Source organism: Ruegeria sp. AF1 (genome assembly GCF_056542125.1).
Map to the genome: position 1 here is coordinate 390749 of NZ_JBQFZG010000001.1, position 26932 is coordinate 417680.

A 26932-nucleotide genomic window follows, 5' to 3' on the forward strand; every position below is an offset into this window, starting at 1 on the left:
TCAGCAGGTCCTATTGGTAGATTTCAGGTAACAATGTTGTCGACACGGCTGGCACGTAGGCGATCAGGATCACCACGATCAGCATGGTCAATACGAAAGGCACAGCTCGGGCGGCAATCTTCAGAATGGATTCACCGGTAATGCCAGACACGACGAACAGGTTCAGCCCAAGCGGCGGGGTGATAAAGCCCACTCCCAGTGCGGTGATCATCATGATGCAGAACTGGATCTCGTTCATGCCGATATTGTCAGCCAATGGTTTCAGGATCGGTGCCAGGATCACGATATTCGGTGTCGTCTCCATGACGCAGCCCGCTGCGATCAGGATGCCGATCATCAGCAGGATCAGCAGATACGGATCGTCTGTCAGCGAGGTCACCGAAGTGACAAACCCTTGCGGAACGCCCATGATCGCCAGCGCCTCGGCCAGCGGTGCCGAAAAGGCGATGATCGGCAGGATCACCCCGTTCACCTTTGCAGAGCTGACCAGCATCGACGGAAAATCTGCCAATGTCAGCGTACGCAGGATGAAGCCCATGATGATGGTGACGACAACAGCCGTGGCACCAGCCTCAGTCGGTGTCAGGCGCCCCGAGAAGATGCCATAAAAGATAATCCCCGGTACGATAAAGGCATACCAGCCGGACCTGAGCGCCTTGCCCAGATTGGCGAACCACTCCCCCATGGTCATCATTCCGCCGCCTTCGTAAGCATAAAGGCGGTTCATGATGATGTTGGTGATCAGGATCGACACCAGGATAGCCAGACCCGGGATCAGAGCGGCCAGAAAAAGCGTCGATGCAGAGATACCCAGCACAAGGCCAATGATGATATAGGCGATTGAGGGCGGTATCAGGATACCGGTGCAGGCACCGGCGGCGACCAGAGCACAGGCGTAGGGGCGCGGATACCCGCTTTCCACCAACCGGTTGATTGTCATCCGGCCGACCGCAGCAGCCCCGGCGGCATCCGACCCCGAAATCGCCGCAAACATTCCGCAGACCAGCACCGTGGCCGATCCGAAACCACCCTTGGCGAAGCATGTCAAAGCCTCGGCAACATCCAGAAACTTGCGTGACAACCCCGTCCGTACCAGAACATCCCCGGTCAGGATAAACAAGGGCACGGCAGTCAGGGCAAAAGCGTCGATGCCGGTAAACAGGCTCTCTCCGACAAGGCTGAGAGGAAGGTCACCGGACATGATCAGCATTACGATCGCAGCCGTTCCAATGGCCGCCCAAACCGGTACGGCCAAGGCGATCAGGGCAACAAACAGGATCACCGGCAGATAAAAATCCCAGCCCAGTTCAACGGTTTGATTGAGGGAGTTCCAAAGCATCCGGTTTCTCCTCAGTCAAACAGTTTGTCGCCTTCGAAGACGGGCGTGCCGTCGCGAAGGCATTTCAGATCGCGCAACAGGGATTGGATCAGTCGCCAGATCATCAGGGCAAACCCGGTCGGCACAGCCATCAGGAACCAAACCTTGGAAATCCGCAAACCGTCCGTAACGGAACCAAACTTGGCCGAAACGTGAACCGCCTCATATGACCAGTAGAGTGCGATGATCGCCACCATGAACATCACCAGATCGCCGAAGATATAAAGCAGCGCTTTGGGGCGCGGCCCGACATAGTGCATGATCACATCGATCCGGATATGGGCCCGCTCTTTCACCGCGGCAGCCGCACCTATCCAAGCCAGGTAGATAAAGGAATACCGTACGATTTCCTCGCCCCAGATCGAGGAATAGGCGAATATCTCGCGCCGCAGCACCTCGATGGCCATAGTGATCACCAGCATCACGTAGAACACCAGCAGCAACCAGCGTTCGGCGTTTCGGTCAATTTTCTGAAGAACGGTCATCTGATCCTCCGGCGATGGAACAGCCAGGTCCGCACCTGCCTTGTCGGGCCGCTGTTGGCCGCGCGGTACAAGAATCGTGGACGCCAGCAGGCGCCCACGGGTTTCACCTTAGGCGTCGTGGACGTAATATTTACCCTGCGTACCAGCCGCTTCGACCAGCTTCTCAAAGTTGTCCATCGAACCAGCCAGTTCCGTCTTGAACGGATCCCATTCCGAACGCTGATACCCACCGGCATCCTGCCATTCCGCCAGCTGATCATCGCTGAGCGAATGGAATTCAACACCAGCCTTGTTCAACTCGGCCATGGCATAGGCGCGGGCCGACGGAACCTTGGACAGGTTCTGATGACCAGTCATCTCGGCACCCCACATGATGCCTTCCTGCACGTCAGCAGGCATCGAGTTGAACCACTCCAGATTACAGGAATAAACCTGACTGTCCGGAACGGCCTGCGTGAAGGTCACATGGCTGAGGATGTCCTTGAAACCGAAAACATACAGCGCCCCTACCGACGGGTCGAGCGCGTCGGCAACACCCTGCTTGATCGCCGAAGGCGTTTCACCCCATGCGACAGGCGTCGGGTTGGCACCGACCATGCGATAGTATTGTTGCAGCATCTTCGATCCGGGAACGCGGAACTTGATCCCGCCCATATCTCCCGGGGTTATGACCGCATTGCCGCCCTGCCGGACTGCGACAACACGCGGATCGATATTCACGTAGAACAAGGCTTTGAAGCCTGCCGCCTCGACCTTGGGATGGACTTCGCTTTTCCACGTGTCTGAATGGACAAGGTTGGTGAAGCGCTGGTTCGACCCGCACAGATACGGCATGTTGATCAGGTCGACCGTGGACGCAAAAGGTGCAAAATTCGACAGAGAATGCTGCGCGGCCTGAATCGTTCCACCCTGTACTTTCTGCACCAGCGCGCCGCCCGCGCCTAGCTGGCCACCGGGGGCCAATTTGACATAGACCTTGCCGTTGGTGGCATTCTGGATGTTTTCCTTCAGGTCCAACTGCATGATGGGATAGCTGCGCGACGCGCCCAGCACATAGGCTGTTGCCACCGTCATAACATGGTCAGCGGCCTTCTCACGCTCACTCTCTTCTTTTGCGGTTTGCGCGGCGGCCTCTGAAGACCACAAAACACCCCCAGCCCCGGCAACCAATGCGGCTGTGAACGCGCCACTTGCGCTCAGCTTCAGAAAGTTGCGACGCTCTGCTGACGCCAGTTCAATCTTGTCGTTGTTCATGAATTGCCCTCCCAAGCAAAAGTTCAGCTGCCGTTCGTTGCGTTTCGGTCAGCTTCCTTTTTCAGAATTGCGACAACGAACAAAATCGACGCCGCGAACAGAACCAACATCTCTCCTACGTCGCCAAGAAACGCGCGGCCTGCGAAAGCACCCAAAGCAACGTTGGCGAAATAGATCGCGAAAACGACGGTAGATGCAGCAAGGACCATTTCCGGGACTCCCTTTCAGAATCGGCTCAACACCTTTGTAAGCGCTTACATAATTATTGCAAGCGCTTACATTGACCCTTTCATCATCTGAAAAATGCGATTAACTTAAGCCAACCAGAATTGAGAGTTCGAGAATGTCAAAACATCGGTCTGCTCCGACACTGGATGACGTTGCCAAGGCCGCGGGCGTTTCGACCGCGACAGTGTCCCGGTGTCTGAACAACCCGCAGCAAGTTGTTGAAGCAACGCGCAAGCGTGTCCTGTCGACGGTCGAAGAATTGGGGTACACGCCAAATTTCGCGGCCCGCGTGATGGCGGCCAAGCGGTCATTTACCATTGGCGCCATCATCCCAACCATGGAAAACGCTATATTCGCAAGGGGGTTGCAGGCGTTCCAGGAAGAGATACATCAGCGTGGTTACACATTGCTGGTCTCCAGTTCAGCCTATGAGCCCGAAGCGGAAAAGGATCAGATCCGAACCCTGGTCGCACGGGGTGCAGATGGGCTGTTATTGATCGGTCATGACAGGGACGCAGATATTTATGATTACCTGGACAGACGGAAAGTGCCCGCGCTGGTTGCCTGGTCCTTTCTGCCGGACAAACCTGTGCCGTCAGTTGGGTTCGACAACTGCAAAGCCATGAAAGCGCTGGCAGACCAGATCATCAGACAGGGACATTCACGTCTTGCGACAATATCGGGTATCAGTTCGGGCAATGACCGGGCGCGGCTCAGGATCGCAGGGATAAAAAGCGCCATGGCTGACCACGGCCTGCAGCCGGATGACCTAATGGTGATCGAAACCACGTATGAATTCGAAAATGGCGCGACGGCGTTCAGGGATCTCATGGCGACTGACACGCCGCCGACCGCCGTTTTGTGCGGAAACGATGTTCTGGCTGTCGGCGCATTGAGACAGGCGCAAAAAATGGGGCTCCGAGTGCCCGAAGACGTGTCGATTACCGGCTTTGACGACATCGAAATCGCGCGCATTGTCAGCCCTGCCCTGACAACGGTTCACGTGCCCCACCGTGAAATGGGTCAAAAAGCTGCGCAGGAGTTGATACGGATGATCGAAACGAACTCTGCGGGCCAGTCTTTGGAGCTTTCGACCTGTTTGGTCACCCGAGACTCCCTGCTTGACCGCATTCCTTAAGGCTCAGAAAGTTCGGCGGTTCATTGCGTGTAAAAGGCGCACCGGTCTACGATTCAGTGTGACGATCCGCTTTCATTGACCTGAATCAAAGCACGCAAAGTGACCACATAGTGAAGTACGAATATATCAACGGGCCCGACGCTCACCTGCCTGACCCCAAGCAAATTTACCGGTGATCAGTATTTCAACGGCGCGAAGGTTTCACTCCACGGGCGCGGCAAATGCGAGGCGCGCTCTTCTGCCGACTACGCTCTGGCTTCTCGGGACAAAACGCACGTCAGTCACTCATATGATCGAGGCAACGGGACCAAGCAGAGAAACTTTAATGCCAACCCAAGACACGCAACGCATTCCAATTGGCGGATAGATGATGTCCATCGTTGAACAAAATACACCAAAGCTGCGACGGGCGCTGACGACCCCGCTGCTCACGCTCTATGGGCTTGGGGTAACCGTCGGCGCTGGAATATACGTGCTTGTTGGTGCGACGGCCGGGATTGCGGGCCCATTTGCCGCTGTTTCGTTCCTGATTGCCGCGCTTGTTGTTGCGCTGACTGCCCTGTCCTACGCAGAACTGGCAACCCGATATCCTGTGAGTGCGGGTGAAGCCGCTTATGTCGAAGCAGGGTTTCAGAAAAGCTGGATGGCCGTGCTGGTCGGTCTCGCCGTGGCCGCCTCGGGCATCATCTCGGCCTCGGCCGTGGCTATCGGGGCCGCGTCGTACCTTCAAACGCTTACAGGTTTAGGCATTTCAAGTCTGACAATCGGTGTAGTTCTGGTCATGGGGCTGATCGCCCTATGGGGGATCACGCAGTCGGTAATGGTGGCGGCAGTCATTACCATCATAGAAATCAGCGGGCTACTCGTCGTTATTGGTTGGGGCCTGTCCCTTCCTGAGCCTCAGGGCTATGCGCTCACCCAGATGGTTCCCGGGCTGGACCCAAACGCCTGGAGAGGGATATTGGCCGCTTCGCTTCTGGCGTTTTTCGCCTTTGTGGGTTTCGAGGACATGGCGAATGTCGCTGAAGAAGTTAAAGACCCCGCCGGAACAATCCCGAAAGCGATCCTGTTGACGCTTATTCTGGCCACGGTCTTGTATCTTGGTACGTCCATGACTGTTCTGTATGTGGTGCCGATCGATGTCCTTTCGACGTCCGCCGCGCCGCTGGCCCTGATTTTTACGGACGCGCCCGATGTTATCCAGCAGGGGTTTTCAGCCATTGCCATCGTTGCGACGATCAATGGTGTTCTGATCCAGATGATCATGGCATCCCGCGTGATTTACGGGCTCGCGGATCGGGATCATTTGCCAAAGTTTCTGGCTAAGGTGTCTCAGGTCACTCAGACGCCAACGGTAGCGACAATCATGGTCACGGCGATAATCCTGTTGCTGACACAAACGCTTCCAATCGCCATTCTGGCCGAGCGGACGTCGCAAATTGTTCTGGGAGTCTTTGTGCTGGTCAATCTGTCACTGATCCTTTTGAAGACCCGGGCTGAAGCCGATGAACCGCAGTTCCGCGTGCCTCTTGTTGTTCCTCTCTTTGGGGTGGTGACCAGTTTGTTGCTTTTTGCATCCGCATTTCTGTAACCCTGTGTCATTAGGTCAAGGAAATCCTGCGATGCGATTTACGTGAACATGACCACTGACCAGCCTTCTACAAGAGTGCGGCTTTCTGCATGGTGGCATAGAACCTTTGTTGATCTGGCCCGACAGATGCAATGGTCCTACCTGCCACCGCTCATGGTCTATTTTGCCGCCGGTGTTTCTGGTCTGACATCGGTCGTCGGTGCCTTCTTTCTTAAGGACTACCTTAACCTATCCGCATCCTTTGTTGCCGGGCTGGCGTTTTGGGCCGGGCTTCCCTGGATCCTGAAAATGCCGCTGGGTCATATTGTTGATCTGTTTTGGCGGTGGAAGTCATTGCTGATCCTATTGGGGGCAACCCTGATCACCTTGTCCCTGCTCACCATGTACGGGCTTGTAGCCTTTCCCGGACATATGGCTGATGTCATGCCGCTGGAACATTGGTACATCATTGCCCTGCTCTTGGCGCCTTCCGGCTATGCCATTCAGGATGTTGTCGCCGACGCGATGACAGTCGAAGCCGTTCCAAAGATCAATCCCTACGGGCAGCCGTTTTCGCCCGAGGAAACCCGTGCACAGCATACAACAATGCAAACCCTGGGCAGGATCGCCATTTTCTCCGGTTTTGCAGCCGTTGCCGCGGTCAATATCTGGGTGTTCTCGGGAACCGAGGGCATGCAGAAATCAGACCGCCTTGCATTGTATGGCAACGTCTACCTGATCGCGCTTGTCATTCCACTGCTGTCCGTCAGCGGTGTGGTTTTGCACAGCTTGATACAGCGTCAACGTCTTCGCCAAGGTCATCCCCCTCATACCCATGACGAAACCACCGAGGTCAAATGGCCGATCCTGCTGGGCGGTCTCGCCTTTGTTGTATTGAGTATCGTGTTAGGAACATCGAATTTCCAACTCGCCCAGGAAACTATTTTTGCAGTCTCTCTGAGTGTGATCTTGTACCTGATGTCACGCTTAGTGAAGGAACTGAACCCAAATCAGGCAAAGGCCCTGATTGGTACGGCGATAATCATTTTCGTGTTTCGTGCGGTTCCTCTGCCCGGGTCGGGGTTGACCTGGTTCGAAATCGACGAGTTGGGGTTTGACGAGCAGTTCCTGGCAATCCTGGCGCTTCTGACGTCCCTGCTTGCATTGGTGGGGCTCATCGTCCTGAGACCGTTTATGGCCAACCGCTCGATTGCGCAGGTCGTCATCATTCTGACCATCGCGTCGGGGGTCCTCGCCCTGCCCAACCTAGCGCTGTATTACGGCGTGCATGAATGGACATCTGCGCATACCGGCGGGATCGTAGACGCAAGGTTCATCGCAGTCCTCGACACCGCAGTTGAATCTCCGCTGGGTCAAATCGCGATGGTTCCGATGCTGGCCTGGATCGCACGTAATGCTCCTGTGCATCTGAAGGCAACTTTCTTTGCCGTCATGGCATCATTCACCAACATGGCATTGTCGGCCAGCAGTTTGGCAACGAAATACCTGAACCAGATTTTCGTGGTGTCGCGCGCGGTAACCGACCCGGAAACCGGTGTCGTCACATCGATTGCCGATTACGGCCAACTTGGGCACCTGTTGATCGCCGTGGGCCTGATTTCTGTGATCGTTCCGTTGGTGGTCGTATTCCTTGTTCAAAAATCGCCGTTCCAGACCAACGACTGATTACTGGCTGACAGTTTCTCTCAGCAAGGTTTTCAGGTGCAAAACCGGAACCCCGATGTTCGAGCCCCCGAACTCTGGCAGGATCGCGGCGTTAATCGCGACCACCTCTCCCTTGCGGTTCAGGGCCGGCCCTCCGCTTCCTCCTGACGTTGTTTCCGCGTCATAAACGACTGCACCCGGGCTTGTCTGCGCCACAATTCCTCGGCTGGCGAGAGGTTGAACCTGGTTTTGCGCAGATAACCGTGCGGCGATCGTCCAGAAATTGACGGACCCGTCTTTTTCGAGCGTATTCAGAAACTCCGGCCCCGCCTGCGCAATTAATGATTTCAGGCCAGTAGGATACCCCAGCAGAAAGACTTCGTCACCGCTTCGTGGAAGATCTTCCGCCAGTGGCAATCCCAGCCCCTCGATACGGTTTGGATCAACCGACAAAAGTGCCAGATCAGCGGTTTCACTGAACCGGTCCAAAGTAGCCTCGATCGGATCGGTCTGACCTGGCAGATAGGCCAGCAACCGAAGCATCTCGGCCTCAAGACCTGCGTTTTTCAGTGCCTGAGCTTGGTCGCCGGATGTCCAGGGCAAGGCAACGTGGCGGTTGGTGGCCATCAGCGGCGTACCCTCCAGCAGAAATCCGGTGCCAGTGAACTGGAACTCCGCGGGCTCGCCTGTTGCGTCCGGTTCGATCCAGGGTTGTCCGAAGGGTGTTTGCAACTTCTCTCCGTTCGGCCCCAACACGTGGCGCAGCAGTTTACCGCTTTCGATATGACGCAATCCGTAGGCGCCCTGAATGAAAGCCACGGATTGAGTAGAGGCGGTGATGACCCGCGTAGACGCCCCCGCGCGTTGTTCAAGTGTACCCAACCGCTGCTCGGTTGATATCAGCTGGTTCTGAAAGGCTTCCCTCAACGCCACAAGGTCTTCGGGGGTTAGAACATCTTCCCGCGTCTGGCTAAGCATGGTCGCCACAGCTTCAATCTTGCGAGCTTCCTGTTGCAGGCTGTCGGCCAGTCTCCGGTCGTTTTGATAAAGCAGGAACAGCAGACCTGCGATCAGCGCAATCGCGGCTACTACCGTAATCCTGAAGAACATAGTGGTTTGAGAAACAAGCCTTCGCCCACTCTCACGCAGCGCACCCGACATTCTTTGGGCAAAGGGTCGGCGACTTGACCGCGCATAGGCATAGGCGTCGCTCAGGATATCCTCGACCGTATGACGGATGGGAAACCTCTGAGTACATATGCGGTATCGGGAGATCGGGCCCAATTCGCCAAACTCGATCATGTCGCCGTGTTTCAGCGTTGCCGACACAATCTTGTGGCCATTGACCCAGATGTCTTGCCCTGCCAGCGCGTTGAGCACATAGCCCCCCTCGGTCCACTGAAGCGTTGCGATATCTTCGTCATGGGGCGGTGTGTTGTCTTTCAGGCGTAGGCCTAGCGCACGGCCTTCGCCAACTGAAACAGTCAATGCGCTGTCGACAAGCCAGGAAACCGTTCCACGGGACGGGCCGGTCAGGCTCTCCAGAAAGGCATGAACATCACCTGCGCAAGGCTCTTGGGGGGTTCTCGTGCCGGTCTGATCAATTTCCCGCATAGTTGGGCTCTGCTCAACAGTGATGGGGTCACTCTATCATAAGACGCCCGGAATCCTACTAATCGCAAGGGGGATGCCCCAAACCGGAACTATCTACAGGCATAAATCAATTTGGTGGAACGTCCCGAAACGACCCCCATGCCTGCCAGAGCAGGCCTTCACCGGAAATCGCCGTCTTACCTGAGAGTTCTGGAGCGGGTAGCGGGAATCGAACCCGCGCGTTCAGCTTGGGAAGCTGACAGGCTACCATTACATCATACCCGCCGCACCTCTGAGATATAACCAGAGTTCCCTGACGCGCAAGCCAGATCGTTTCAGCTCGCCCGGAAAATGTCACTCAGTCCGCGCACGAAGACTGTCGATCAGCGAGTCTTCAACATCCAAAGCCTGGATGGCCGCCTCAAGCGTACGGCTGTCCAGATGTTGCGGGTTCAGATCGACCCCTGCTGAAAACGCTTTGACAATGGCCTTCATGGCGCTGATGCGCGCGTATCTTTTGTTATTGGCCGGTATTACGTGCCACGGCGCCAGATCGGTTGACGTCCGGGCCAACATTTCATCCACGGCGACCTCGGTAACATCCCATTTCTCGCGATTCCGGAAATCCTCGTACGTCAACTTCCAGCGCTTCAACGGGTTTCTTAGCCGTTCTGTAAACCGCTGCATCTGTTCATCTTCAGAGATGTGGAAGAACAGCTTGACGATCCGGGCACCATCGTCGACCAGCATGCGTTCGAAATCATTGATTTCCTGATAGGCAGCGCGCCAGCGCGTTTCCGGGGTCAGGTTCTCGATCCGCTCAACCAACACGCGCCCGTACCAGCTGCGGTCAAATGCGGATATCGCTCCGGACGGTGGCAAACGTTCCCAAAACCGCAGCAGGTAATGCCGGTTGAGGTAGTAGTTCCTGGGTGCCCCAATTGGCCAGACCTTAAAGCTGCGCGGGTCCAGAGCCTGGCTGATCCTGCGAATGGTTCCCCCCTTGCCTGCCGCATCCCATCCCTCGAACACCAGCACACCCTTGAGCCCGTGAAACAGATACGCTTGCTGAATCCTGGCCAGTTTGGCCTGAAGATCAATCAGTTGCTCGAAATACTCCTTTTTGCCCAACCGCTTGGTCAGATCCGCTTCTGAGAGTTTCGGGGGGTGATGTTTGCTCATCGTGCCACCTGATCGTTGCGTCCCGGTTCAGGATATCCTGAACCCTTGCGCAAAATCGACATTGATCAGGGTCAAACGAAAAGGCCGGGCACAGTGCCCGGCCTTAGCTGTCTTTGTTGATGCAATCAGGCGCGGCGACGACGGCCACCGCCGCGACGACCACCGGCTGCGCCACCGGCCTCGTCAGGTGATTTGTTGAACCTGATCCACTCCCCACCATGCGGGTCGTTGTTGGTCAGCAGGTTGGCGGCGCGGATGGCCTCCATCTCCTTACCGGCGCGCGGCTTGGTGGAGCCCAGGCCGAACATCTGAACAAACGCCTCGTCATCCATACCTTCTGGCAGAATGATGCCAGCTGCGGCAAGGGCTTCTTTTTTCTCGGTAATTTTTGCCTGCGTCACTGGCAGAGCCACCGGGTTCATAATCGCCGAGGTCATGCCGGCACCCATTGCCATCGGCAGGAAGGCATTGTTGATGCCGTGGCGGTTCGGCAAGCCGAACGAGATGTTGGATGCGCCACAGGTGGTGTTCACACCCAGTTCCTCGCGCAGGCGGCGAACCAGAGCAAACACCTGCTGACCAGCTGTTGCCATCGCGCCAATCGGCATGACCAGCGGGTCAACAACGATGTCATGCGCGGGGATTCCAAAATCGGCAGCACGCTGAACGATCTTTTTGGCCACTTCGAAACGGACATCGGGGTCTTCCGAAATACCTGTGTCGTCGTTCGAGATTGCCACAACAGGAACATTGTATTTTTTGACCAGCGGCAGAACCAGTTCCAGGCGCTCTTCCTCACCGGTGACCGAGTTCAGCAGCGGGCGACCTTCCGCCGCCTCAAGACCCGCCTCCAGAGCACCGGGTACCGACGAGTCGATACACAGCGGAACTTCGACCAGACCCTGTACCAGCTCAACGATCTTGCGCATCAGTGGCGGTTCGGTCTCGTTCGGGTTGGGGTTCGAGTTGTAGACGACGCCCGCGTTGATATCCAGAACGGTCGCGCCCGCCATCACCTGCGCCAGCGCATCCTTCTCGACGGTCGAGAAATCGCCTGCTTCCAGTTCGGCCGCCAGCTTTTTCCGACCGGTCGGGTTGATCCGCTCTCCGATCACGCAGAACGGTTCATCAAAGCCCAGAACGGCAGTTTTTGTTTTTGATTCTAAGACTGTACGGGTCATGTCCGTTCCTTAGGAGTTTGCAGGCTGCGCCGAGGCACCGCCATTATTGATCGCCCAGTTGGCGTTGGTTTTGATCCCGCCCAGCGGGAAGAAGTGCACGTTGGTGATGTTGAAATCCGGGTTGGCCGCTTTGTAGTTGGCCAATTCAGTCACAACATCGTTCGGTTCATAGGGCAACAGAAGCTTCGACACATCCATGGCGCGCTTTTGCAGAACTTTCAGCGACGGGCCGACGCCGCAAGCAATTGCGAACTTGATCAGGGTCTGCAGTTTGGCCGGACCGGCGATACCAATGTGGATGGGCAGGTCGATACCTGCCTCTTTCAGACCATCCGCCCAGGCGATGATCGGCTTGGCATCGAAGGCAAACTGAGTTGCCAGGGCCATCTCGGCATCCGTGGTTTCGTTGAATTTCTGTTTCCAGCGCAGGGCGTCATCGACGTTCTTGGTGGACCCATCGGGATCGATGTCCTTGTTACCCTCGGGGTGACCGGCAACATGAAGACGCTTGAACCCTGCCTTGTCGAACAGACCGGTTTCCATCAGCTGCATGGAACTGTCGAAATCGCCATGCGGTTTTGTCACACCACCGGCCAGCAACAGCGCCTGCTCGACGCCCGCCTCGCCCTGGTACATCGAGATCCAGTTTTCCAACGTCGCCGCATCTTTGATGATCCGCGCCGGGAAGTGGGGCATGATAGGATAGCCTTCGGCCGCAATCCGCTTGGCTGTCTTGACCATGTCTTCAATCGGGGTGCCTTCGATATGGGCAATGTAGACGCGTGTGCCTTCGGGCAGCAGCGCGCGGAAATCCTCGACCTTTTCGGCGGTCCGCGGCATGACCTCGATCGAATAGCCTTGCAGGAAGGCTTCGACAGTCGGGTTCACAGGGCTGTTTTCGACCACATCACGTTTCTTGAAGTTCAGCAAAGCCATTGAGGCCTCCCATTAAGATCCGGGCTTATGCCCAACCGTCATTTGCGATCAGCGCTTTAATGCGGTCCTGATCGTATTCCTTTTCCAGACGCAGGGCCTCGGCCTCGGCTACTTCTGCCGGGTCGCCATCAACCACAAAAGGCTCGGCCTTGCGCCATTCAGCCAGATAGGCATCACTGTCCTTTGCGTTTACCTTCATGGCGGCGCGGTCGATGGCTTGCTCGAACCGTTCTTCCAGTTGCCGCTTCGCGCCGCGACGGCCTTTGCCGACGATGACCTGAGCGGGAATGTCGCGCCAGTACACGATGGTGACGTCAGGCATTACTGTGATTCCTCCTAACCCGATGGGCCGGTTCTAAACTTCAATGTGGGGATTGGTCGGTCGGTTTTCGACACCCGGCGCTTTTCAAGCGACGTTTTCGCCCACGGTGGCGTGGCGGGGTTTTAACCCGTCTCGCGGCAAAAACGCATACCAAAATTCTCATTGTCACTATGAGAGCATTGCATAATGAACAAAAAACCCCGGACGGCATGACCCGCCCGAGGCTTGTTTCAACGCGTCTTGCCAAGGTTAACCGACCAACCCACCGTCTTCACGAGTAACCGCAATGATGGCTGAACGTGGAACCGAGTTACCACCGTCGGGCCAGTGGCTATTACCGTCTTCACCGGGGTGTTGAATACCAACAAACATGGTGCGGCGATCCGGCGACCAGCTGAGCCCAGTGATCTCACACTCGTTCGGGCCAACCAGAAAACGACGGATTTCACCGGTAACCGGGTCGCCTGCCAGCATCTGGTTGTTCCCCTGCCCTTCGAAGTCGCCCTCGTTGCTGTATTTGCCGTCGGTCTGGATCCACAGCAGGCCGTTGCTGTCAAACTTCAGACCGTCGGGCGAGTTGAACATGTTGTCGGCGTTGACATTGTCCGAACCGCCATACGCATCCTGATGCACGGTCGGGTTTCCGGCCAGTACATACAGGTCCCATTCGAAACCCGATGCGCCATGGTCTCCGCCTTCAGGGCGCCAGCGCACGATCTGACCGTATTTGTTCGCCTCGCGCGGATTCGGCCCGTTGACCGAAGTGTCGTCGCCACCGGCATTCGGTTTCACACTGCGGTTCTTGTTGTTGGTCAGGCAGCAATAGACCTCGGGCGCGTTCGGGTTGGCCGCAACCCATTCCGGGCGGTCCATGGTGGTCGCGCCAACAGCCGATGCTGCTTGCCGCGTATGGATGCAGATTTCGGCCTGCGACGTCATACCAGTTGTTTCGGGGGTCAGGTCCAGCCACTCACCAGTCCCGTCGTCGTTGAACTTTGCAACCGACAACGTACCGTTCTCAAGCAGCGCATGCGTGTCCACCCCAGCGGCATAAAAACCTTCCGAGACAAAGCGGTACAGGAACTCGCCCCGTTCATCATCACCCATGTAGACAACGACACGACCGTCATTGTTCACAATGGCCTCGGCGTTTTCGTGCTTGAACCGACCGAGCGCGGTCAGCTTACGAGGGGTCGAGGTTGGCTCGGTCGGATTGATTTCGACAACATAGCCTGCGCGGTTCGGCTCGTTAGGGTTTTTCGAGACGTCGAAACGCTCGTCAATTCCGGCCCATCCGTATCCCCAGTCCTTGGACGAAACGCCGTAGCGCTGAAGTTCGGCGCTGACCTCATGGTTTTCGTCCTCAGTCGAGAAGTAACCATTGAAATTCTCTTCACAGGCCAAATACGTCCCCCATGGGGTCATGCCATTACCACAGTTGTTCCAGGTGCCTTTACAGATGGTGCCTGTCGGATCGGCGGCAGTTTTCAGCAGATCATGGCCAGCGGCAGGCCCCGTCAATGACATGTCTGTCTGCGGCGTGATGCGGCGGTTATACGAGCTATCCTTGACGATGCCCCATTTGCCGTCGGTAACCGCAATCTCGACCACCGTCACACCATGCGCCATCATGCCTTTGGCGACATCGTCATCCGAGGCGGCTTTGGCGTCCGGGTTGTTGCCCCAAAGGATATCGCGATTGGTGTATTCGTTGTTCACGACCAGTAGAACGTGACCCTCGTGCAAAAACACATCCTGACCGTCGGTGTTATCACCAAATGCGCGCTCTTGGCTGGCAGCGGTTCCACGGGTGGCCGGATCAAATTCGGGCACATCAGACCAAAGCGGGTCGCCCCAGCGCACCATCACCTCGGCCTTGTAGCCCGGCGGCACGATGACGTCATCGGCAGTTGACGCCGGAATCGCCTCGAACGCAAAACGATCGGAGGCTGCGCGCGCACCAGTCGGAAGCAGCGACCCGCCCAAAGCCGTGAAACTTCCCACCGCCAATACGCCGCCCAGAAATCCACGACGTGACAGGGCACGTTCAACGACGCGGTCAAACTCACATTCCTCTGGGCGCGGGTTCACCATTTCATCGAATTCGTCAAAGGTCAGGACACGTTTATCTTTCATGGCAGGCTCCGTCTGCGGCTGATTGCGATCAAGAATCCCTCAACCGGGATCAAAGATCAAATCGCACCTCAGTATGAACGGCGTGTGACATCCAAGCCAAATTTGAAATGGAAATCGCTTGCACGTCGACGACGCCCCGCCTAGGGTCAAATCAACTCGAAAATCGGAGGGCGTTACGATGGCGCCCAAGCGTCCCAAAGGTGCGGGCGCGTTCCCGAAAGCGGTAGAAAGCCCCGCGCCGGCAAGACCCGATCCGGATGCCCTGTATGCGGCTCTGGATTTGGGAACAAATAGTTGCCGCATGTTGATAGCCCAGCCCAAGGGCAGCGGGTTTCATGTGGTTGACAGCTTCTCCAAGTCCGTGCAGCTGGGCGCGGGTCTGGAACGCACCGGACGTCTGTCGCGGGCGTCGATGGCACGCACCGTTCAGGCGCTGCGAATCTGTCAACAAAAGCTGAAGCGGAACAAAGTAAAACGGATGCGTCTGATCGCAACCGAGGCCTGCCGCCGCGCCAAGAATTCCCGCGAATTCATCCGACAGGTCAAACGCGAAACCGGGCTGACGCTTGAAATCATCCAACCCGAAGAAGAAGCACGTTTGGCGGTGATTTCCTGCGCCCCGCTGGTGTCCACCAAGACCGAACAGCTGTTGGTTGTCGATATTGGCGGCGGTTCGACCGAGCTGGTCTGGATCGACATCTCGTCCGTCCCACGCCGTGACCGCCCGGCTGCGATTATGCGTTTGCATAACGGATTTCACACGGCCGACAGCCCTTTTCCGGCTGCAAAAGTTGTAGACTGGATCAGCGTACCGCTGGGTGTTGCCACGTTGCGGGATCAGTTCAATGACGTCGAAAACGACGCCGCTCGCTTTGCATTGATGAGCTGGTTTTTCGAAGAAAACCTGGCCGATTTCGCACCTTACAAAGATGAACAGACCCGCGAAGGTTTTCAGATCGTCGGCACCAGCGGAACTGTCACAACGGTTGCTGCATCGCATCTTGGCCTGAAGCGCTATGACCGGACCAAGGTTGACGGGCTGCGTATGACCAGTGATCAGATTGACAAAGTGATACGCGGGTATTTAGAACTCGGCCCTCATGGGCGCCGCCGGGATCCTCGGATTGGTGAAGACCGGCAGGCCCTGATCATGTCCGGCTCAGCCATTTTGCAGGCATTGTTGCGCTGCTGGCCCACTGATCGCCTTTCCGTGGCAGATCGGGGGCTACGCGAGGGCCTGCTTTATGCACAGATGAGCGCGGACGGGGTACTGGAAGACGGACCGTTCTGATGGCGAAGACACCAACTGGCAAAAACAACTCGGGTCGCGGTCAGCGTGACCTGAAGGTAAAGGTAAAAACCGCACGTGGTCGCAAGCTGAGTTCGACCCGCTGGCTCGAACGACAGCTGAACGATCCCTATGTGAAGCGCGCCCAGACCGAAGGATACCGGGGGCGGGCCGCGTATAAGATCATGGAGCTAGACGACAAGTTCCGCTTTCTCGTACCCGGAGCACGGGTTGTTGATCTGGGGTGCGCGCCCGGTGGCTGGTGCCAGGTTGCAGTCAAACGCGTAAACGCGCTTGGCGAAAAGTCAGGGAAACGGATCGGAACTGTGCTGGGCATCGACTTGCAGGAAATCGAACCGGTTGCGGGTGCCGATACTCATGTGCTGGACTTCATGGAGGATGACGCCGACCAAAAGGTCAAGGACTGGCTGGGTGGCAAAGCGGATGTGGTGATGTCGGACATGGCAGCGGCGTCCTCGGGTCACAAGCAGACCGACCATCTTCGGATCATCGCACTGTGTGAAACTGCGGCCCATTTCGCGTTTGACGTGCTGGAAGAAGGTGGCACATTCGTAGCCAAGGTTCTTGCCGGCGGTGCCGAGGGCGAATTGCAAAAACTTCTGAAGCAGAAATTTCAGAAAGTGGCGCATGTGAAACCGCCCGCATCCCGTTCCGACAGTTCGGAAAAATTCGTTGTTGCAACCGGGTTTCGCGGCTGAACTTAATCTTCCAATCGGATACGGTTCCCGGTCAGCCGTTGTTCGCGCAGCGACGTCGCGGCCATACCCTGCAACATCAGTGTATCCCCGTGCGAAACATATACAGGCTCGCGATTGCGCAGCTCTTCAATGCGCTGCGCCAGCGTAGCGGGGTTCGTCCCGGTTGCTTTCTGTCTTGTTGAATCAGCGGACATACATCACCTCAAAACAGCAAATCTGAAATGCTGTTAGCGTGAAATTTTGCCGTGAAGTTGGAACAAATCGGGCAAACCTGTGCCGGATCAGGGCCCCAGTTGTTGCAGCAATTGCAGCAAGGCCGGGTCATCGGGCAACCTGCCCAAGGCTTCTCGCAGGGCGATACGTGCGGCTTCCGGGCCGCGATTGATCTGTGCCAGCTGCACCACCATGGGCCACGCTTCGGCGCGCTGAGGATCCAGCGCTACAACCTCACGAAATGCCCGTTCGGCAGCCGGGGCGTTGCGCAGCGTCAAGGCCATCCCCCCCAGAACCAGATGTGTTTCCGGGGCATCCAGCCTGTTCGAGATCGCCGCCTGCCATTCGGCCATCCCCTGCTCGGTCAGATCCTGTTGCTGAGGTGTCAGGGCTTGAGGAGGGATACTCAGATACTCCTTGGCGGCGGCAATGCGAACGTTGCGAAACGGATCAGACAAAAGGGGTTCTAACCTTTGAGCACGATCCGTAGCGCTCGCCTGACGCTGCAAGGCTGCTGCATTTGCGCGTATCAGCGGATCGCCTTCCTGCAACAGTGGCGCTGTATACGCGGCAACCTCAAGCGAGCCAAAAGGTTGCAGCAGATACGCTGCTGTTGCCCGCACGATAGCGGGTTGCGAGGGGTCCGTTGCGACAGCAATCAAACCCTCTGGCGTGTTCAAATGGCCATCGGCAGCAGCTTTGAACACCGTGCCATAATGCGGGGCCCGATTGGCTGTGTCAGGAAACCAGCCTTTTATCCGGCTGGCAGCCCAGACCTGATCCTTATTCTGGTGGCAATCAGTGCAGGCATCAGACCCCAATCCCAAATCCGGTCGCGGCACGCGAAAGCTGTGATCCCGGCGACCGTCCACGCCCATATATGTACGTTCGATCATGTGGCAGCTTTTGCACTGGGCACCCGCGCTATCCGTAACGTGATGATGGTGATTGGGTGTATCGTATTCCTGTTTCGCCAGCGTCGGGAAATCAGGGTTTCCGGCCGTGGAATGACATTGGGTACAAATACCGTTGCCTTCGGCCTTCAACTGCGCACTGTGTGGCTCGTGGCAGTTCATGCACCCGACCCCTCGGGCATACATTTTGGATTGCAGGAATGAGCCGTAAACGTAGACCTCATCCAGTATCTGCCCGTCTGGATGATACGAACCGGGCCGCAACACAGCCAGGTTATAGGCATCATGATACGAGGTTCCCGGCAAAGGGTTTCCGTTGCCATGTGCCTCGCGCCGCGAATGACACCCGGCGCATTGCTGGATCTCAGCCTCGGTCTGGCCTTTGCCCCAGCTCATCGAAAAGCCTGTATCACTCAGCCCCTCAGTAACGCTCTGCCCTTTGGTCCAATCGATATGAGCTGACCCCGGTCCATGGCAGGCCTCGCAGCCAACACCAATCTCGGCCTGTCGAGAAGAGTATGTTCTGGATTGCGCGTCGTAGTTCTTTTCAAACCCTGTGGCGTGACATTCGGCGCAGCGCGCGTTCCAGTTCTTGTAAGGGCCCGTCCAGTGCAGCCCGTCTTCTGGTGGCAGATCCTGATCGGGGTATAAGTGATACCAGCGCTTCTGCTCGGTATCCCAAACCACATCAAAGCTTTGCAACCGCCCCGGTTCGGTTTCAAACAGATATTGTTGCAGAGGTGCGAGTCCAACGACGGAATGCACATCATATGCCGTCGTCGCTCCGTCTTTTTCCGTTACACGAGCTGTGAACCTGTCTGCCTGTTTAGTAAATTCAACCGTCATCCCGTTCTGCACGAACCGGGTTCCATCGAAATCGGCGACCAGATGGCCGTCGCCAACTTCCGTCCAGGCCAAGGCATGATGAGACGAAGCCCATGCCTCGGCCTCGTGCTGATGGCAGTCTGAACACCGATCTGAGCCCACATATTCCAGTGACTGCGCCTGCCCTTCACTTGCGAGGGTTAAACAAGCCGCCAGAATGGCAAATCTCATGCCATATCTCCTTCAGCGGCGTTCCGAAGGTCGATCAATGCGCCGTTGTATTCAGCGCCAAGGATCAGCATCGCAGAACACAGATACAGGAAAATCAGCGCAGCCATTGCCCCGGCCAAACCCGCATATGTGGCACTGTAGGTGGCGAACTGACTGATATAGACTGAAAATGCCCATCCGCCAGCTGCCCACAAAACCAATGTCAGTATGACGCCGGGCAGGATCTGGGTCAGGCTGTGCCTGCGGGTTGGCAGAATTAGATGTGCCAGCAGGACAGTGCCTGCCGGAACGGCCACGGTAAACGTCCACCGCAGGCGATCTACGGACAGCCAGTCCGCTACCGGAGCTTCGGTATGCTCTGCCACCAGTTTCGTGTAGACTGGCAAGACCACCTCGACCGTTGCAATAACAAGGATTGCCGAACCGCCAAGGATAACCAGAACCAGACACAAAAGCCGGGTTTTCCAAAAAGGCCAACTGTCCTGATCGTGATAGGCCTGATTCATGGCAGCGCGTACTGCGGCAACCCCGTTGGACGCAAAGTAGATTGCAAGCAGACCACCCAGCGTAATCACACCCGACCCCGCCCCGGCCAGAACCGCACGCAGCTCGGCCACGATCGGGTCGGCAACATCCCTGGGCCATGCCCCGAACAGCAGATCAATCAGCTCATCGGTAACATAGTCCTGCGACAATGCCCCTGCCAGCGCCACGGTGAACAACACAAAGGGAAACAGGGCCATCATCAGCGACATGGCGACATGGCTGCTCATGACAGGTCCGTTTTTCCTGACGAACCGGCGAAGTGCCAGCCATAACGCCTGAAGCGGGCGGCCAAATGGGGGAATCGTGGGTTTTGTCATCCTGCAACCCTAACCCGCCGAAATAAAACACAGAACCCGTCATCGGTATCAAAGTGACAAAAGCCGGTCTGCAAACCGCTGACTGCATTGCTAAAACCGGAATGCAGGTGCAGGATTGGGCAAAGCGGGACGATCACTAGCCTGCTTAAGAACAGATAAACAGGATACTGAATGATCCCGGATCAGGAAGATTTCACGGCTCGCCCCAGGCTAAAACTGTCTGTTGTCCGCGACACCTGCATTATCGCGGCGCTGATGGTGCTGGGGCTTTATGCGGGAGCGAACTTCCTGATCCCGCTTGCCATGGCACTGCTGGTCAACGTTCTGATCATTGCGCTGAGCGACCGCGTCGTCGCGCTAACCCGCGCTCCAGTCTGGCTGGCAAATATCGCTGGTGTGACCATCGTTCTGGCGGGTTTGTTCATGATCATGTACGTGCTGGGCAGTCAGGCAACGCAGTTTGCACGGTCCGTCAGCACGTACGAAAACCAGTTCGACGGGGCGGTTGAGCGCATAACCGGTCTTGTCGGCAACGACGTCACCACTTTCATCCGCGACAATCTGGTCAGCATCGACATGACCTATGTCGCACGCCTGTTGCTGGGCAGCGCTACGTCTCTACTGAACCAGTTCTTTCTGATCAGCCTCTATGTCGCGTTCCTGATGGCCGAGCGTCTGGCCTTTCGCAAGAAAATTCAACTTGCGGCTGGCGACCCCCAAACTGGCGCTGATTTTGCGACCATGCTTGATGCCATATCGATCAGCCTGCAACGATATGTTGGGGTTAAGACCCTGATCAGCCTGATCACAGCGGGCATCAGTTATTTTGTATTCAGGGCCCTTGGTTTGGAATATGCGGAAACCTGGGCCGTTTTGACCTTTGCTTTGAACTTCATTCCTTCGATCGGGTCGATCATAGCGGTGTTTTTTCCGGCCATGATCGCGCTTGTTCAGTTTGATACGATCGTTCCGTTTCTGATCATCTTATTTGGGTGCGGCACCCTTCAATTCCTGATCGGTAACTTCCTTGATCCGGCCATGCTGGGCCGCTCGCTGAACATGTCGACATTCCTTGTCATTCTGGCGCTGACATTCTGGACAACTGTCTGGGGCCTGATCGGCGCTTTCCTGAGCGTGCCACTGACGGTCTGTATTCTGATCGTGTTCAGCCACATCCCTGCTTTACGCCCGGTCGCGATCCTGATGTCTCTGGACGGCCAATTGGGCGAGGAGGACGGTCAGGCGCGTGCTAATAACTGAACTGCGGCGTGGCGTAGGCTTAAGTTCGTCGGGTGCCGTACACAGCCGCCAGCCTGTCCGCGTATGTTGGACCGCATACCGGTGTCACGACCCGAAACCTCAGGTCTGACAACTGGCTATCAATGCGCCCCGATCCAGCAGTCGAACCCGGCCATACCCCAGTTCGATTAACCCCAAATCCACAAGCCGGTGAAGGTTCCTGTGCAAAGTCGGTTGCGATACAGCAATCATCGCCGCCAGATCGTCCTGGGAAACATCAATCCATCCATCGGTTTTCGAGGTCCCTTCGTCCAAGTGAAGCAACCTCAAGACCAGCCGCTTTTCCGTTCCCGTCACAGCCAGATTTGCCATGATGCGCAAAGCGGTCCGCATATTCTCATACGTCAACGCATAGAAATCCCGGATGTAGTCAGGATTGTTCTGAATCAACCGCGAGATGCTTAAATTTGGGAAAAACAAGGCTTGAGTGGCTTGCGTCGTGATAACACTGACCAGACGCAGCGCACCTGCAAACAAAGCCAGATCGCCGATCCAGAACCCAGCGCCGTCGCGGTGAAGCACAAACTCCTGACCATCATCCGCTGGGGCCGTTATCTGCACACCACCGCTGAGAATCGCGTAGATACCATTTGCCGGATCACCATAGTGATACAGCGTCTCTCCCGCCTCTACCGATTTCGGTATGCCAAGGGCTGCCAAATCGGCCTGAAACTCTGACGAGCGTTCACTGAACCATCCGGTGTTTCGTAATAGCTTCAGATTATTCATTTTGTCTCACATTTGTACTTTGCGATATAATCATATGATGAGTTTCCGACGCAAGAAGTAACCTATGCTAATGGTGTTCGATTCCTGCTACCAAAGATTTTCAATATGGGAATCAACACTTTGCTGCCGCGTTGTTCATGCATTTGAACGCCGGGTGATTTATTTCCTTTGGGGTCGCCAAGATCCTCTCAGATCAGGAGCAAACCATGTTACCTCCACGTTCGCTATCCGGCACCTGGCGCAGTAACTTGCGCCGACTTGCCGTGGTAACCGCCACGTTGACACTGGCCATACCCGCCTGGGCGCAGAACCAGAAACCGAATATCCTTGTGATCTGGGGCGACGATGTTGGTCAGTCCAACATCTCGGCCTACACGCGGGGGTTGATGGGGTATCAGACACCCAATATCGACCGTATCGCCGAAGAAGGTATGATGTTCACGGATTACTACGGTGAACAGTCGTGCACGGCTGGGCGATCATCTTTCATCATGGGGCAATCCGTTTTCCGCACGGGCCTGTCCAAAGTTGGCCTGCCGGGCGCTGAGGAAGGCATGCAGATCGAAGACCCGACCATTGCGGGCCTTCTGAAAGCGGAAGGCTACGCCACGGGTCAGTTCGGAAAAAACCACCTGGGCGACCGGGATGAACATCTGCCGACAAACCACGGTTTTGACGAATTTTTTGGCAACCTCTACCATCTCAACGCCGAGGAAGAGCCGGAAAACATCGACTATCCCAATGATGCTGTTCTGCCCGATGGCAGAACCTTCCGACAAGCTTTTGGCCCGCGCGGTGTAATTAAGTCGACAGCGGGTGGTGAGATCGAGGATACCGGCCCGCTGACCAAGAAGCGTATGGAAACGGTCGACGATGAAACCACGGCGGCTGCGATTGAATTCATCCGCAAACAAGAGGAAAGCGGCACGCCGTGGTTCGTCTGGTGGTCAGGCACCCGGATGCATTTCCGCACGCATGTTTCCGAAGAGAAATGGGCAAAGGCCAATGAAATCGTCGGCAAGCAGGTAGATGAGTATACGGCTGGCATGATCGAACATGATATGCATATTGGCGACTTCCTGACTGCGCTGGATGAGCTGGGCATCGCCGACAAGACCATCGTGTTTTACTCGACCGACAATGGTCCGCACATGAATACCTGGCCAGATGCCGCGATGACCCCGTTCTGGGGTGAAAAGAATACCCAATGGGAGGGCGCATGGCGCGTACCTGCCATGGTTCGGTGGCCCGGCAAGATTACCGAAGGTGCTGTGTCGAACGAGATCGTGCATCATATGGATTGGTTACCGACATTTCTGGCTGCAGCTGGCAACGAAACCGTGAAAGAAGATCTTCTGGAAGGTGTCACCGTGGCCGAAGTTGGCGGCGGGCGCGACTATCGCGTGCATCTGGATGGCTACAACATCTTGCCGTTGCTGACCGGCGAAACAGACAAGAGTCCGCGCAGGGAAATCTTCTATTTCACGGACGATGGTGACCTTGCGGCACTGCGCTTCGGTGATTGGAAAATCACCTTCCTGGAACAGAAGGCATGGGCAACTTTGCGCGCCTGGATGGAGCCACTGACCCCTCTGCGCGTGCCATTGATCACCAACCTGCGACGCGACCCGTACGAGCGTGGCTACCGCACATCGAACACCTACTATGACTGGATGCTCGACCGTGCCTACATGCTGGTACCTGCGCAGGCCTATGTCGCGCAGTTCCTTGAAACCTTCAAGGAATACCCACCCCGACAGGAAGCGGCGAGCTTCAGCCTCGACAAGGTGATGGAGAAGTTGACGTCACCTCCGGGCGCACCGTGAACCTGACTGTTTGATCCAAGACACAGCAAAGCCGGAGTCCCGATACCGGGGCCCCGGCCCTTCTCATTAGCGGTTGAAAATTGAGGAATAATCCGTGCGTCTATTTTTGATATTGTGCAGTGTGCTAGGAGCGACGGTCGCCATCGCTGACCCCTTGCCCTCATGGAACAATCTAGAATCCAAAGCGAAAATCGTTTCGTTTGTTGACGATGTAACCGACCCTGCCTCAATGCGTTACGTGACGCCGGATAACCGGATCGCCGTATTCGACAATGACGGAACGCTTTGGGCCGAACAGCCGGTGTATTTCCAGTTCCTTTTCGCCATGGATCGTCTGGCCGATCTGGCCAAGCGGGACCCGTCGATCCTGACAACTCCTGCTCTGGAAGCTGCTGCAAAGGGTGATCTAGCGACCGTTCTTGAAGGCGGGCATGAGGCGCTGATCGAAGTTGTCAACGCATCGCATTCTGGCACCAGCGTCGAAGACTTTCAGGCAGCTGTTGCGCAGTGGCTGGAAACCGAACGCCACCCGGGCACCGGCCTTCGTTATGACCAGATGACCTATCAGCCGATGGTCGAGTTGCTGCGTTATTTACGTGACGAAGGTTTCAAGACCTACATCGTATCCGGCGGCGGCATACATTTCATGCGCGTCTTTGCCGAGGATGCATATGGTATCCCGCCGGAACAGATATTGGGGAGCTATGCAGACAGCACCTATAAGGTGATCGACGGCAACCCGACGATCATCAAGGCACCGGGGCTAGCCTTCATCGACGACAAGGAAGGCAAGCCGATCAATATCGAACGCACGATTGGCAGACGCCCTATTCTGGCCACAGGCAACTCGGACGGAGATTTCGCTATGCTGGATTGGACAACGTCGGGTGATGGTCCGCGTTTGGGAATTCTGATCCACCACACGGACGCCGAACGCGAATGGGCTTATGACCGCGAAAGCCCGATCGGAAAGCTTGCGGGTGGGCTGGATCAGGGTTCCGACAAGGGATGGATCATTGTCGATATGGCGCAAGACTGGTCACGCATCTACACTGGGGCAAACTAAACGGCCCGAAAGACGTAAGACCCCATGTGGACAGCGCTGGTATCTATCTTTGTATTCACTTTGTACGTGGCTGCATTTGTGTTTTCGATCCGAGCGGCACAAACCGCGCGGACACCGCAAGGTGCCGTTGGTTGGGTGGTCTTTTTGGTTTCAGCACCTTTCCTAGCGGTGCCGTTGTATCTTTTTCTGGGACACCATCGCTTTCACGGATATCGCATCGCGCGCCAGAAAAGTGAGCGGGTTGTTGAAGGGATCAAAACCTTTGCCGATTACTCAAGGCCCGATCCCTCCTCAATGTCCATCAATCCGCGCCCGTTCGAGTTTCTGGCGCATCTTCCTGTGTCCAGCGGAAACGGTGCCCGGCTACTGGTTGACGGGCAAGCCACATTCGACGCCATTTTCGACGCCATCGACAAGGCCAAGAACTATATCCTCATTCAGTTCTACATCATCAGAGACGACGCACTGGGCCGCAAACTGCAATCCAAGCTGATCGAGGCGACGAAACGTGGGGTTCACGTCCGTTTCATGACCGATGCAGTCGGCAGTTACGGATTGCCGCGCGCGTATCTGGATACCATGCGTGAAGCCGGAATTGATGTAGCCGACCCGCGTCAGCAACGCGGCCCGAATTTCCGGTTTCAGCTGAATTACCGAAACCATCGTAAAACTGTCATTATCGATGGCGAGACAGGCTTTATCGGTGGCCACAATGTTGGCGAGGAATATCTGGGCAAACATCCGCATTTCGGTCATTGGCGCGACACTCACATAATGATGTCCGGTCATGTCGTCCGGCAATTGCAGCTTATCTTCACTGAAGATTGGCATTGGGCGCATAACGAAGACCTGATTGATGAACTTGACTGGGCGGGCAGTGAATCCGAACAGAACATGAATGCCCTGCTGGTCGCGACCGGACCCGGAGACGAAACCGAAACTGGCGCCATGATGTTTTTTGCAGCAATCGCCGAGGCAAAAGAACGGTTGTGGATTGCGTCGCCTTACTTCGTACCCGACATCGATGTCATGACAGCGCTGCAACATGCCGCGATGCGCGGTGTGGATGTGCGCATCCTTGTTCCTGACATGATCGACCATCGCCTGCCATGGCTGGCCGCGTTTGCCTATTTCGATGAAATCCGCGACTGTGGCGTGCGCGTATTCCGCTATACCGGCGGGTTCATGCATCAAAAGGCGTTCGTTGTCGACGATACGCTGGCCGCTGTTGGAACAACAAACCTCGACAACCGATCCTTCCGCCTCAACTTCGAAGCAATGGCGCTGTTCTTTGATGCCCGGGCGGCACAGGCCGTCGACCAGATGCTACAAGAAGATTTCGAAACCAGTTTCGAATTGACCCGTAGATTGCGTCAACAACCGGCCCACATCCGCTTTGGTGCGCCGCTGGCACGGTTGTTTGCACCGATCCTTTAGGAAAAGAACTTCTCCTGAAAAACGCGGGTCATCAATGCGACCAGATACGCGGTCGACAATCCAAACGCCAACAGCCCGGTGACCGAAGCAAACGAGCCGAAAATGCGCAGCCCTTCACCCAAAACGATGTCGCCGTATCCGAGCGTCGTAAACGTCACCAACGAGAAATAGATGGCCGAGTTCCAGTCCGGCAGAACATTTAGCAACACCCAGACGATAGCCCAGATCCAGACCTGAATGGTGTGCGTTGCGATAATGAAGCCCAAGGCAACGGCAATCGGCCCCGCGGTTGCCACAAACACCCCGCGTGTGACCCATTTTTTGTCCATCTTGATTATGGACATCGTGCACCAGGTCAGAAAGAGAATCTCGATCAGGATGCAAATACCCAGAAAGGTACTGCCCCAAACGATCTGATGCAGCAACGTCATGTATTTACACCCTGATTTTCGGC

At 56.2% G+C, this 26932-nt stretch carries 24 protein-coding genes and 1 tRNA gene; 9 read left to right on the top strand and 16 right to left on the bottom strand.

Annotated elements, in window-relative coordinates; translation table 11 throughout:
• Positions 1–10: 10 nt before the first annotated feature.
• The 4 genes from ACR0BK_RS01920 to ACR0BK_RS01935 all read right to left on the bottom strand — a co-directional run bounded on the left by ACR0BK_RS01920 (position 11) and on the right by ACR0BK_RS01935 (position 3326).
• On the bottom strand, positions 11–1339 hold the full coding sequence (locus ACR0BK_RS01920; protein WP_480517098.1) for a TRAP transporter large permease: 1329 nt from the start codon (positions 1337–1339) through the stop codon (positions 11–13).
• An 11-nt stretch (positions 1340–1350) separates the two neighbouring features.
• Positions 1351–1863 (bottom strand): TRAP transporter small permease, encoded by a 513-nt coding sequence (locus ACR0BK_RS01925; RefSeq protein ID WP_480517100.1) that lies wholly within the window; start codon positions 1861–1863, stop codon positions 1351–1353.
• Positions 1864–1971: 108 nt separating this feature from the next.
• Positions 1972–3117, bottom strand: a complete 1146-nt coding sequence (locus tag ACR0BK_RS01930; RefSeq protein WP_480472866.1) for a TRAP transporter substrate-binding protein — start codon at positions 3115–3117, stop codon at positions 1972–1974.
• 23 nt (positions 3118–3140) lie between these two features.
• A complete protein-coding gene (locus tag ACR0BK_RS01935; protein ID WP_480517102.1) occupies positions 3141–3326 on the bottom strand; it encodes a hypothetical protein in 186 nt (61 codons plus the stop codon).
• Positions 3327–3460: 134 nt separating this feature from the next.
• On the opposite strand from ACR0BK_RS01935, the gene ACR0BK_RS01940 reads away from it, so the two are divergent.
• The 3 genes from ACR0BK_RS01940 (at position 3461) to ACR0BK_RS01950 (ending at position 7739) form a co-directional block, all read left to right on the top strand.
• Positions 3461–4483, top strand: coding sequence for a LacI family DNA-binding transcriptional regulator (locus ACR0BK_RS01940; protein WP_480553551.1), 1023 nt, complete (start codon positions 3461–3463; stop codon positions 4481–4483).
• Positions 4484–4853: 370 nt separating this feature from the next.
• Positions 4854–6074: an APC family permease gene (locus ACR0BK_RS01945; RefSeq protein WP_480553553.1), complete on the top strand. Its 1221-nt coding sequence runs from the start codon at positions 4854–4856 to the stop codon at positions 6072–6074.
• Positions 6075–6200: 126 nt separating this feature from the next.
• Entirely contained in the window at positions 6201–7739 is a 1539-nt protein-coding gene (locus tag ACR0BK_RS01950; RefSeq protein ID WP_480553555.1) for an MFS transporter, read from the top strand.
• Here the strand turns inward: ACR0BK_RS01950 and ACR0BK_RS01955 are convergent, their stop codons facing one another.
• The 7 genes from ACR0BK_RS01955 to ACR0BK_RS01985 all read right to left on the bottom strand — a co-directional run bounded on the left by ACR0BK_RS01955 (position 7740) and on the right by ACR0BK_RS01985 (position 15068).
• Positions 7740–9332 carry a trypsin-like peptidase domain-containing protein gene (locus ACR0BK_RS01955; RefSeq protein ID WP_480493117.1) on the bottom strand — a complete coding sequence of 531 codons (1593 nt, stop codon included), beginning with the start codon at positions 9330–9332 and terminating at the stop codon, positions 7740–7742.
• Between the two features lie 190 nt (positions 9333–9522).
• Positions 9523–9596 (bottom strand) — tRNA-Gly (locus ACR0BK_RS01960).
• A 69-nt stretch (positions 9597–9665) separates the two neighbouring features.
• The gene (locus ACR0BK_RS01965; RefSeq protein WP_480472879.1) at positions 9666–10493 is read right to left on the bottom strand and encodes a polyphosphate kinase 2 family protein; all 828 of its coding nucleotides are present in this window, start codon (positions 10491–10493) and stop codon (positions 9666–9668) included.
• Positions 10494–10618: 125 nt separating this feature from the next.
• On the bottom strand, positions 10619–11674 hold the full coding sequence (locus ACR0BK_RS01970) for a methyltetrahydrofolate cobalamin methyltransferase (RefSeq protein WP_480553557.1): 1056 nt from the start codon (positions 11672–11674) through the stop codon (positions 10619–10621).
• A gap of 9 nt (positions 11675–11683) precedes the next feature.
• A complete protein-coding gene (locus ACR0BK_RS01975) occupies positions 11684–12610 on the bottom strand; it encodes a methylenetetrahydrofolate reductase (protein ID WP_480553559.1) in 927 nt (308 codons plus the stop codon).
• A gap of 25 nt (positions 12611–12635) precedes the next feature.
• Entirely contained in the window at positions 12636–12932 is a 297-nt protein-coding gene (locus ACR0BK_RS01980) for a virulence factor (RefSeq protein ID WP_480493114.1), read from the bottom strand.
• 249 nt (positions 12933–13181) lie between these two features.
• Positions 13182–15068, bottom strand: a complete 1887-nt coding sequence (locus ACR0BK_RS01985) for a PhoX family protein (RefSeq protein ID WP_480553561.1) — start codon at positions 15066–15068, stop codon at positions 13182–13184.
• A gap of 178 nt (positions 15069–15246) precedes the next feature.
• On the opposite strand from ACR0BK_RS01985, the gene ACR0BK_RS01990 reads away from it, so the two are divergent.
• Both ACR0BK_RS01990 and ACR0BK_RS01995 read left to right on the top strand, forming a co-directional pair.
• Positions 15247–16359, top strand: a complete 1113-nt coding sequence (locus ACR0BK_RS01990; protein ID WP_480553563.1) for a Ppx/GppA phosphatase family protein — start codon at positions 15247–15249, stop codon at positions 16357–16359.
• Positions 16359–17075, top strand: coding sequence for an RlmE family RNA methyltransferase (locus ACR0BK_RS01995; RefSeq protein ID WP_480553565.1), 717 nt, complete (start codon positions 16359–16361; stop codon positions 17073–17075). Before ACR0BK_RS01990 ends, ACR0BK_RS01995 begins: the two co-directional genes overlap by 1 nt.
• A gap of 2 nt (positions 17076–17077) precedes the next feature.
• On the opposite strand, the gene ACR0BK_RS02000 is transcribed toward ACR0BK_RS01995, so the two are convergent.
• The 3 genes from ACR0BK_RS02000 to ACR0BK_RS02010 form a co-directional block, all read right to left on the bottom strand.
• On the bottom strand, positions 17078–17269 hold the full coding sequence (locus ACR0BK_RS02000; RefSeq protein ID WP_480472891.1) for a hypothetical protein: 192 nt from the start codon (positions 17267–17269) through the stop codon (positions 17078–17080).
• An 87-nt stretch (positions 17270–17356) separates the two neighbouring features.
• Positions 17357–19258 (bottom strand): multiheme c-type cytochrome, encoded by a 1902-nt coding sequence (locus ACR0BK_RS02005; protein WP_480553567.1) that lies wholly within the window; start codon positions 19256–19258, stop codon positions 17357–17359.
• Positions 19255–20121, bottom strand: coding sequence for a YihY/virulence factor BrkB family protein (locus tag ACR0BK_RS02010; protein ID WP_480517114.1), 867 nt, complete (start codon positions 20119–20121; stop codon positions 19255–19257). Before ACR0BK_RS02010 ends, ACR0BK_RS02005 begins: the two co-directional genes overlap by 4 nt.
• A gap of 171 nt (positions 20122–20292) precedes the next feature.
• On the opposite strand from ACR0BK_RS02010, the gene ACR0BK_RS02015 reads away from it, so the two are divergent.
• Positions 20293–21381, top strand: a complete 1089-nt coding sequence (locus ACR0BK_RS02015; RefSeq protein WP_480472897.1) for an AI-2E family transporter — start codon at positions 20293–20295, stop codon at positions 21379–21381.
• 99 nt (positions 21382–21480) lie between these two features.
• Here ACR0BK_RS02015 and ACR0BK_RS02020 read toward each other — a convergent pair whose 3' ends face one another.
• A complete protein-coding gene (locus tag ACR0BK_RS02020; RefSeq protein WP_480553569.1) occupies positions 21481–22149 on the bottom strand; it encodes a Crp/Fnr family transcriptional regulator in 669 nt (222 codons plus the stop codon).
• 206 nt (positions 22150–22355) lie between these two features.
• Between ACR0BK_RS02020 and ACR0BK_RS02025 the strand changes: the two genes are divergently transcribed.
• From ACR0BK_RS02025 to cls, 3 genes are all read left to right on the top strand, one after another.
• Complete coding sequence (locus tag ACR0BK_RS02025) at positions 22356–23975, top strand: arylsulfatase (RefSeq protein ID WP_480553571.1); 1620 nt, start codon at positions 22356–22358, stop codon at positions 23973–23975.
• Positions 23976–24204: 229 nt separating this feature from the next.
• Positions 24205–25041, top strand: a complete 837-nt coding sequence (locus tag ACR0BK_RS02030; RefSeq protein WP_480553573.1) for an HAD family hydrolase — start codon at positions 24205–24207, stop codon at positions 25039–25041.
• Positions 25042–25065: 24 nt separating this feature from the next.
• Positions 25066–26478 (top strand): cardiolipin synthase, encoded by a 1413-nt coding sequence (cls, locus tag ACR0BK_RS02035; RefSeq protein ID WP_480472905.1) that lies wholly within the window; start codon positions 25066–25068, stop codon positions 26476–26478.
• Here cls and ACR0BK_RS02040 read toward each other — a convergent pair.
• Positions 26475–26909, bottom strand: a complete 435-nt coding sequence (locus ACR0BK_RS02040) for an ion channel (protein ID WP_480472907.1) — start codon at positions 26907–26909, stop codon at positions 26475–26477. The two genes, cls and ACR0BK_RS02040, sit on opposite strands and share 4 nt — an antisense overlap.
• Between the last annotated feature and the right edge of the window lie 23 nt (positions 26910–26932).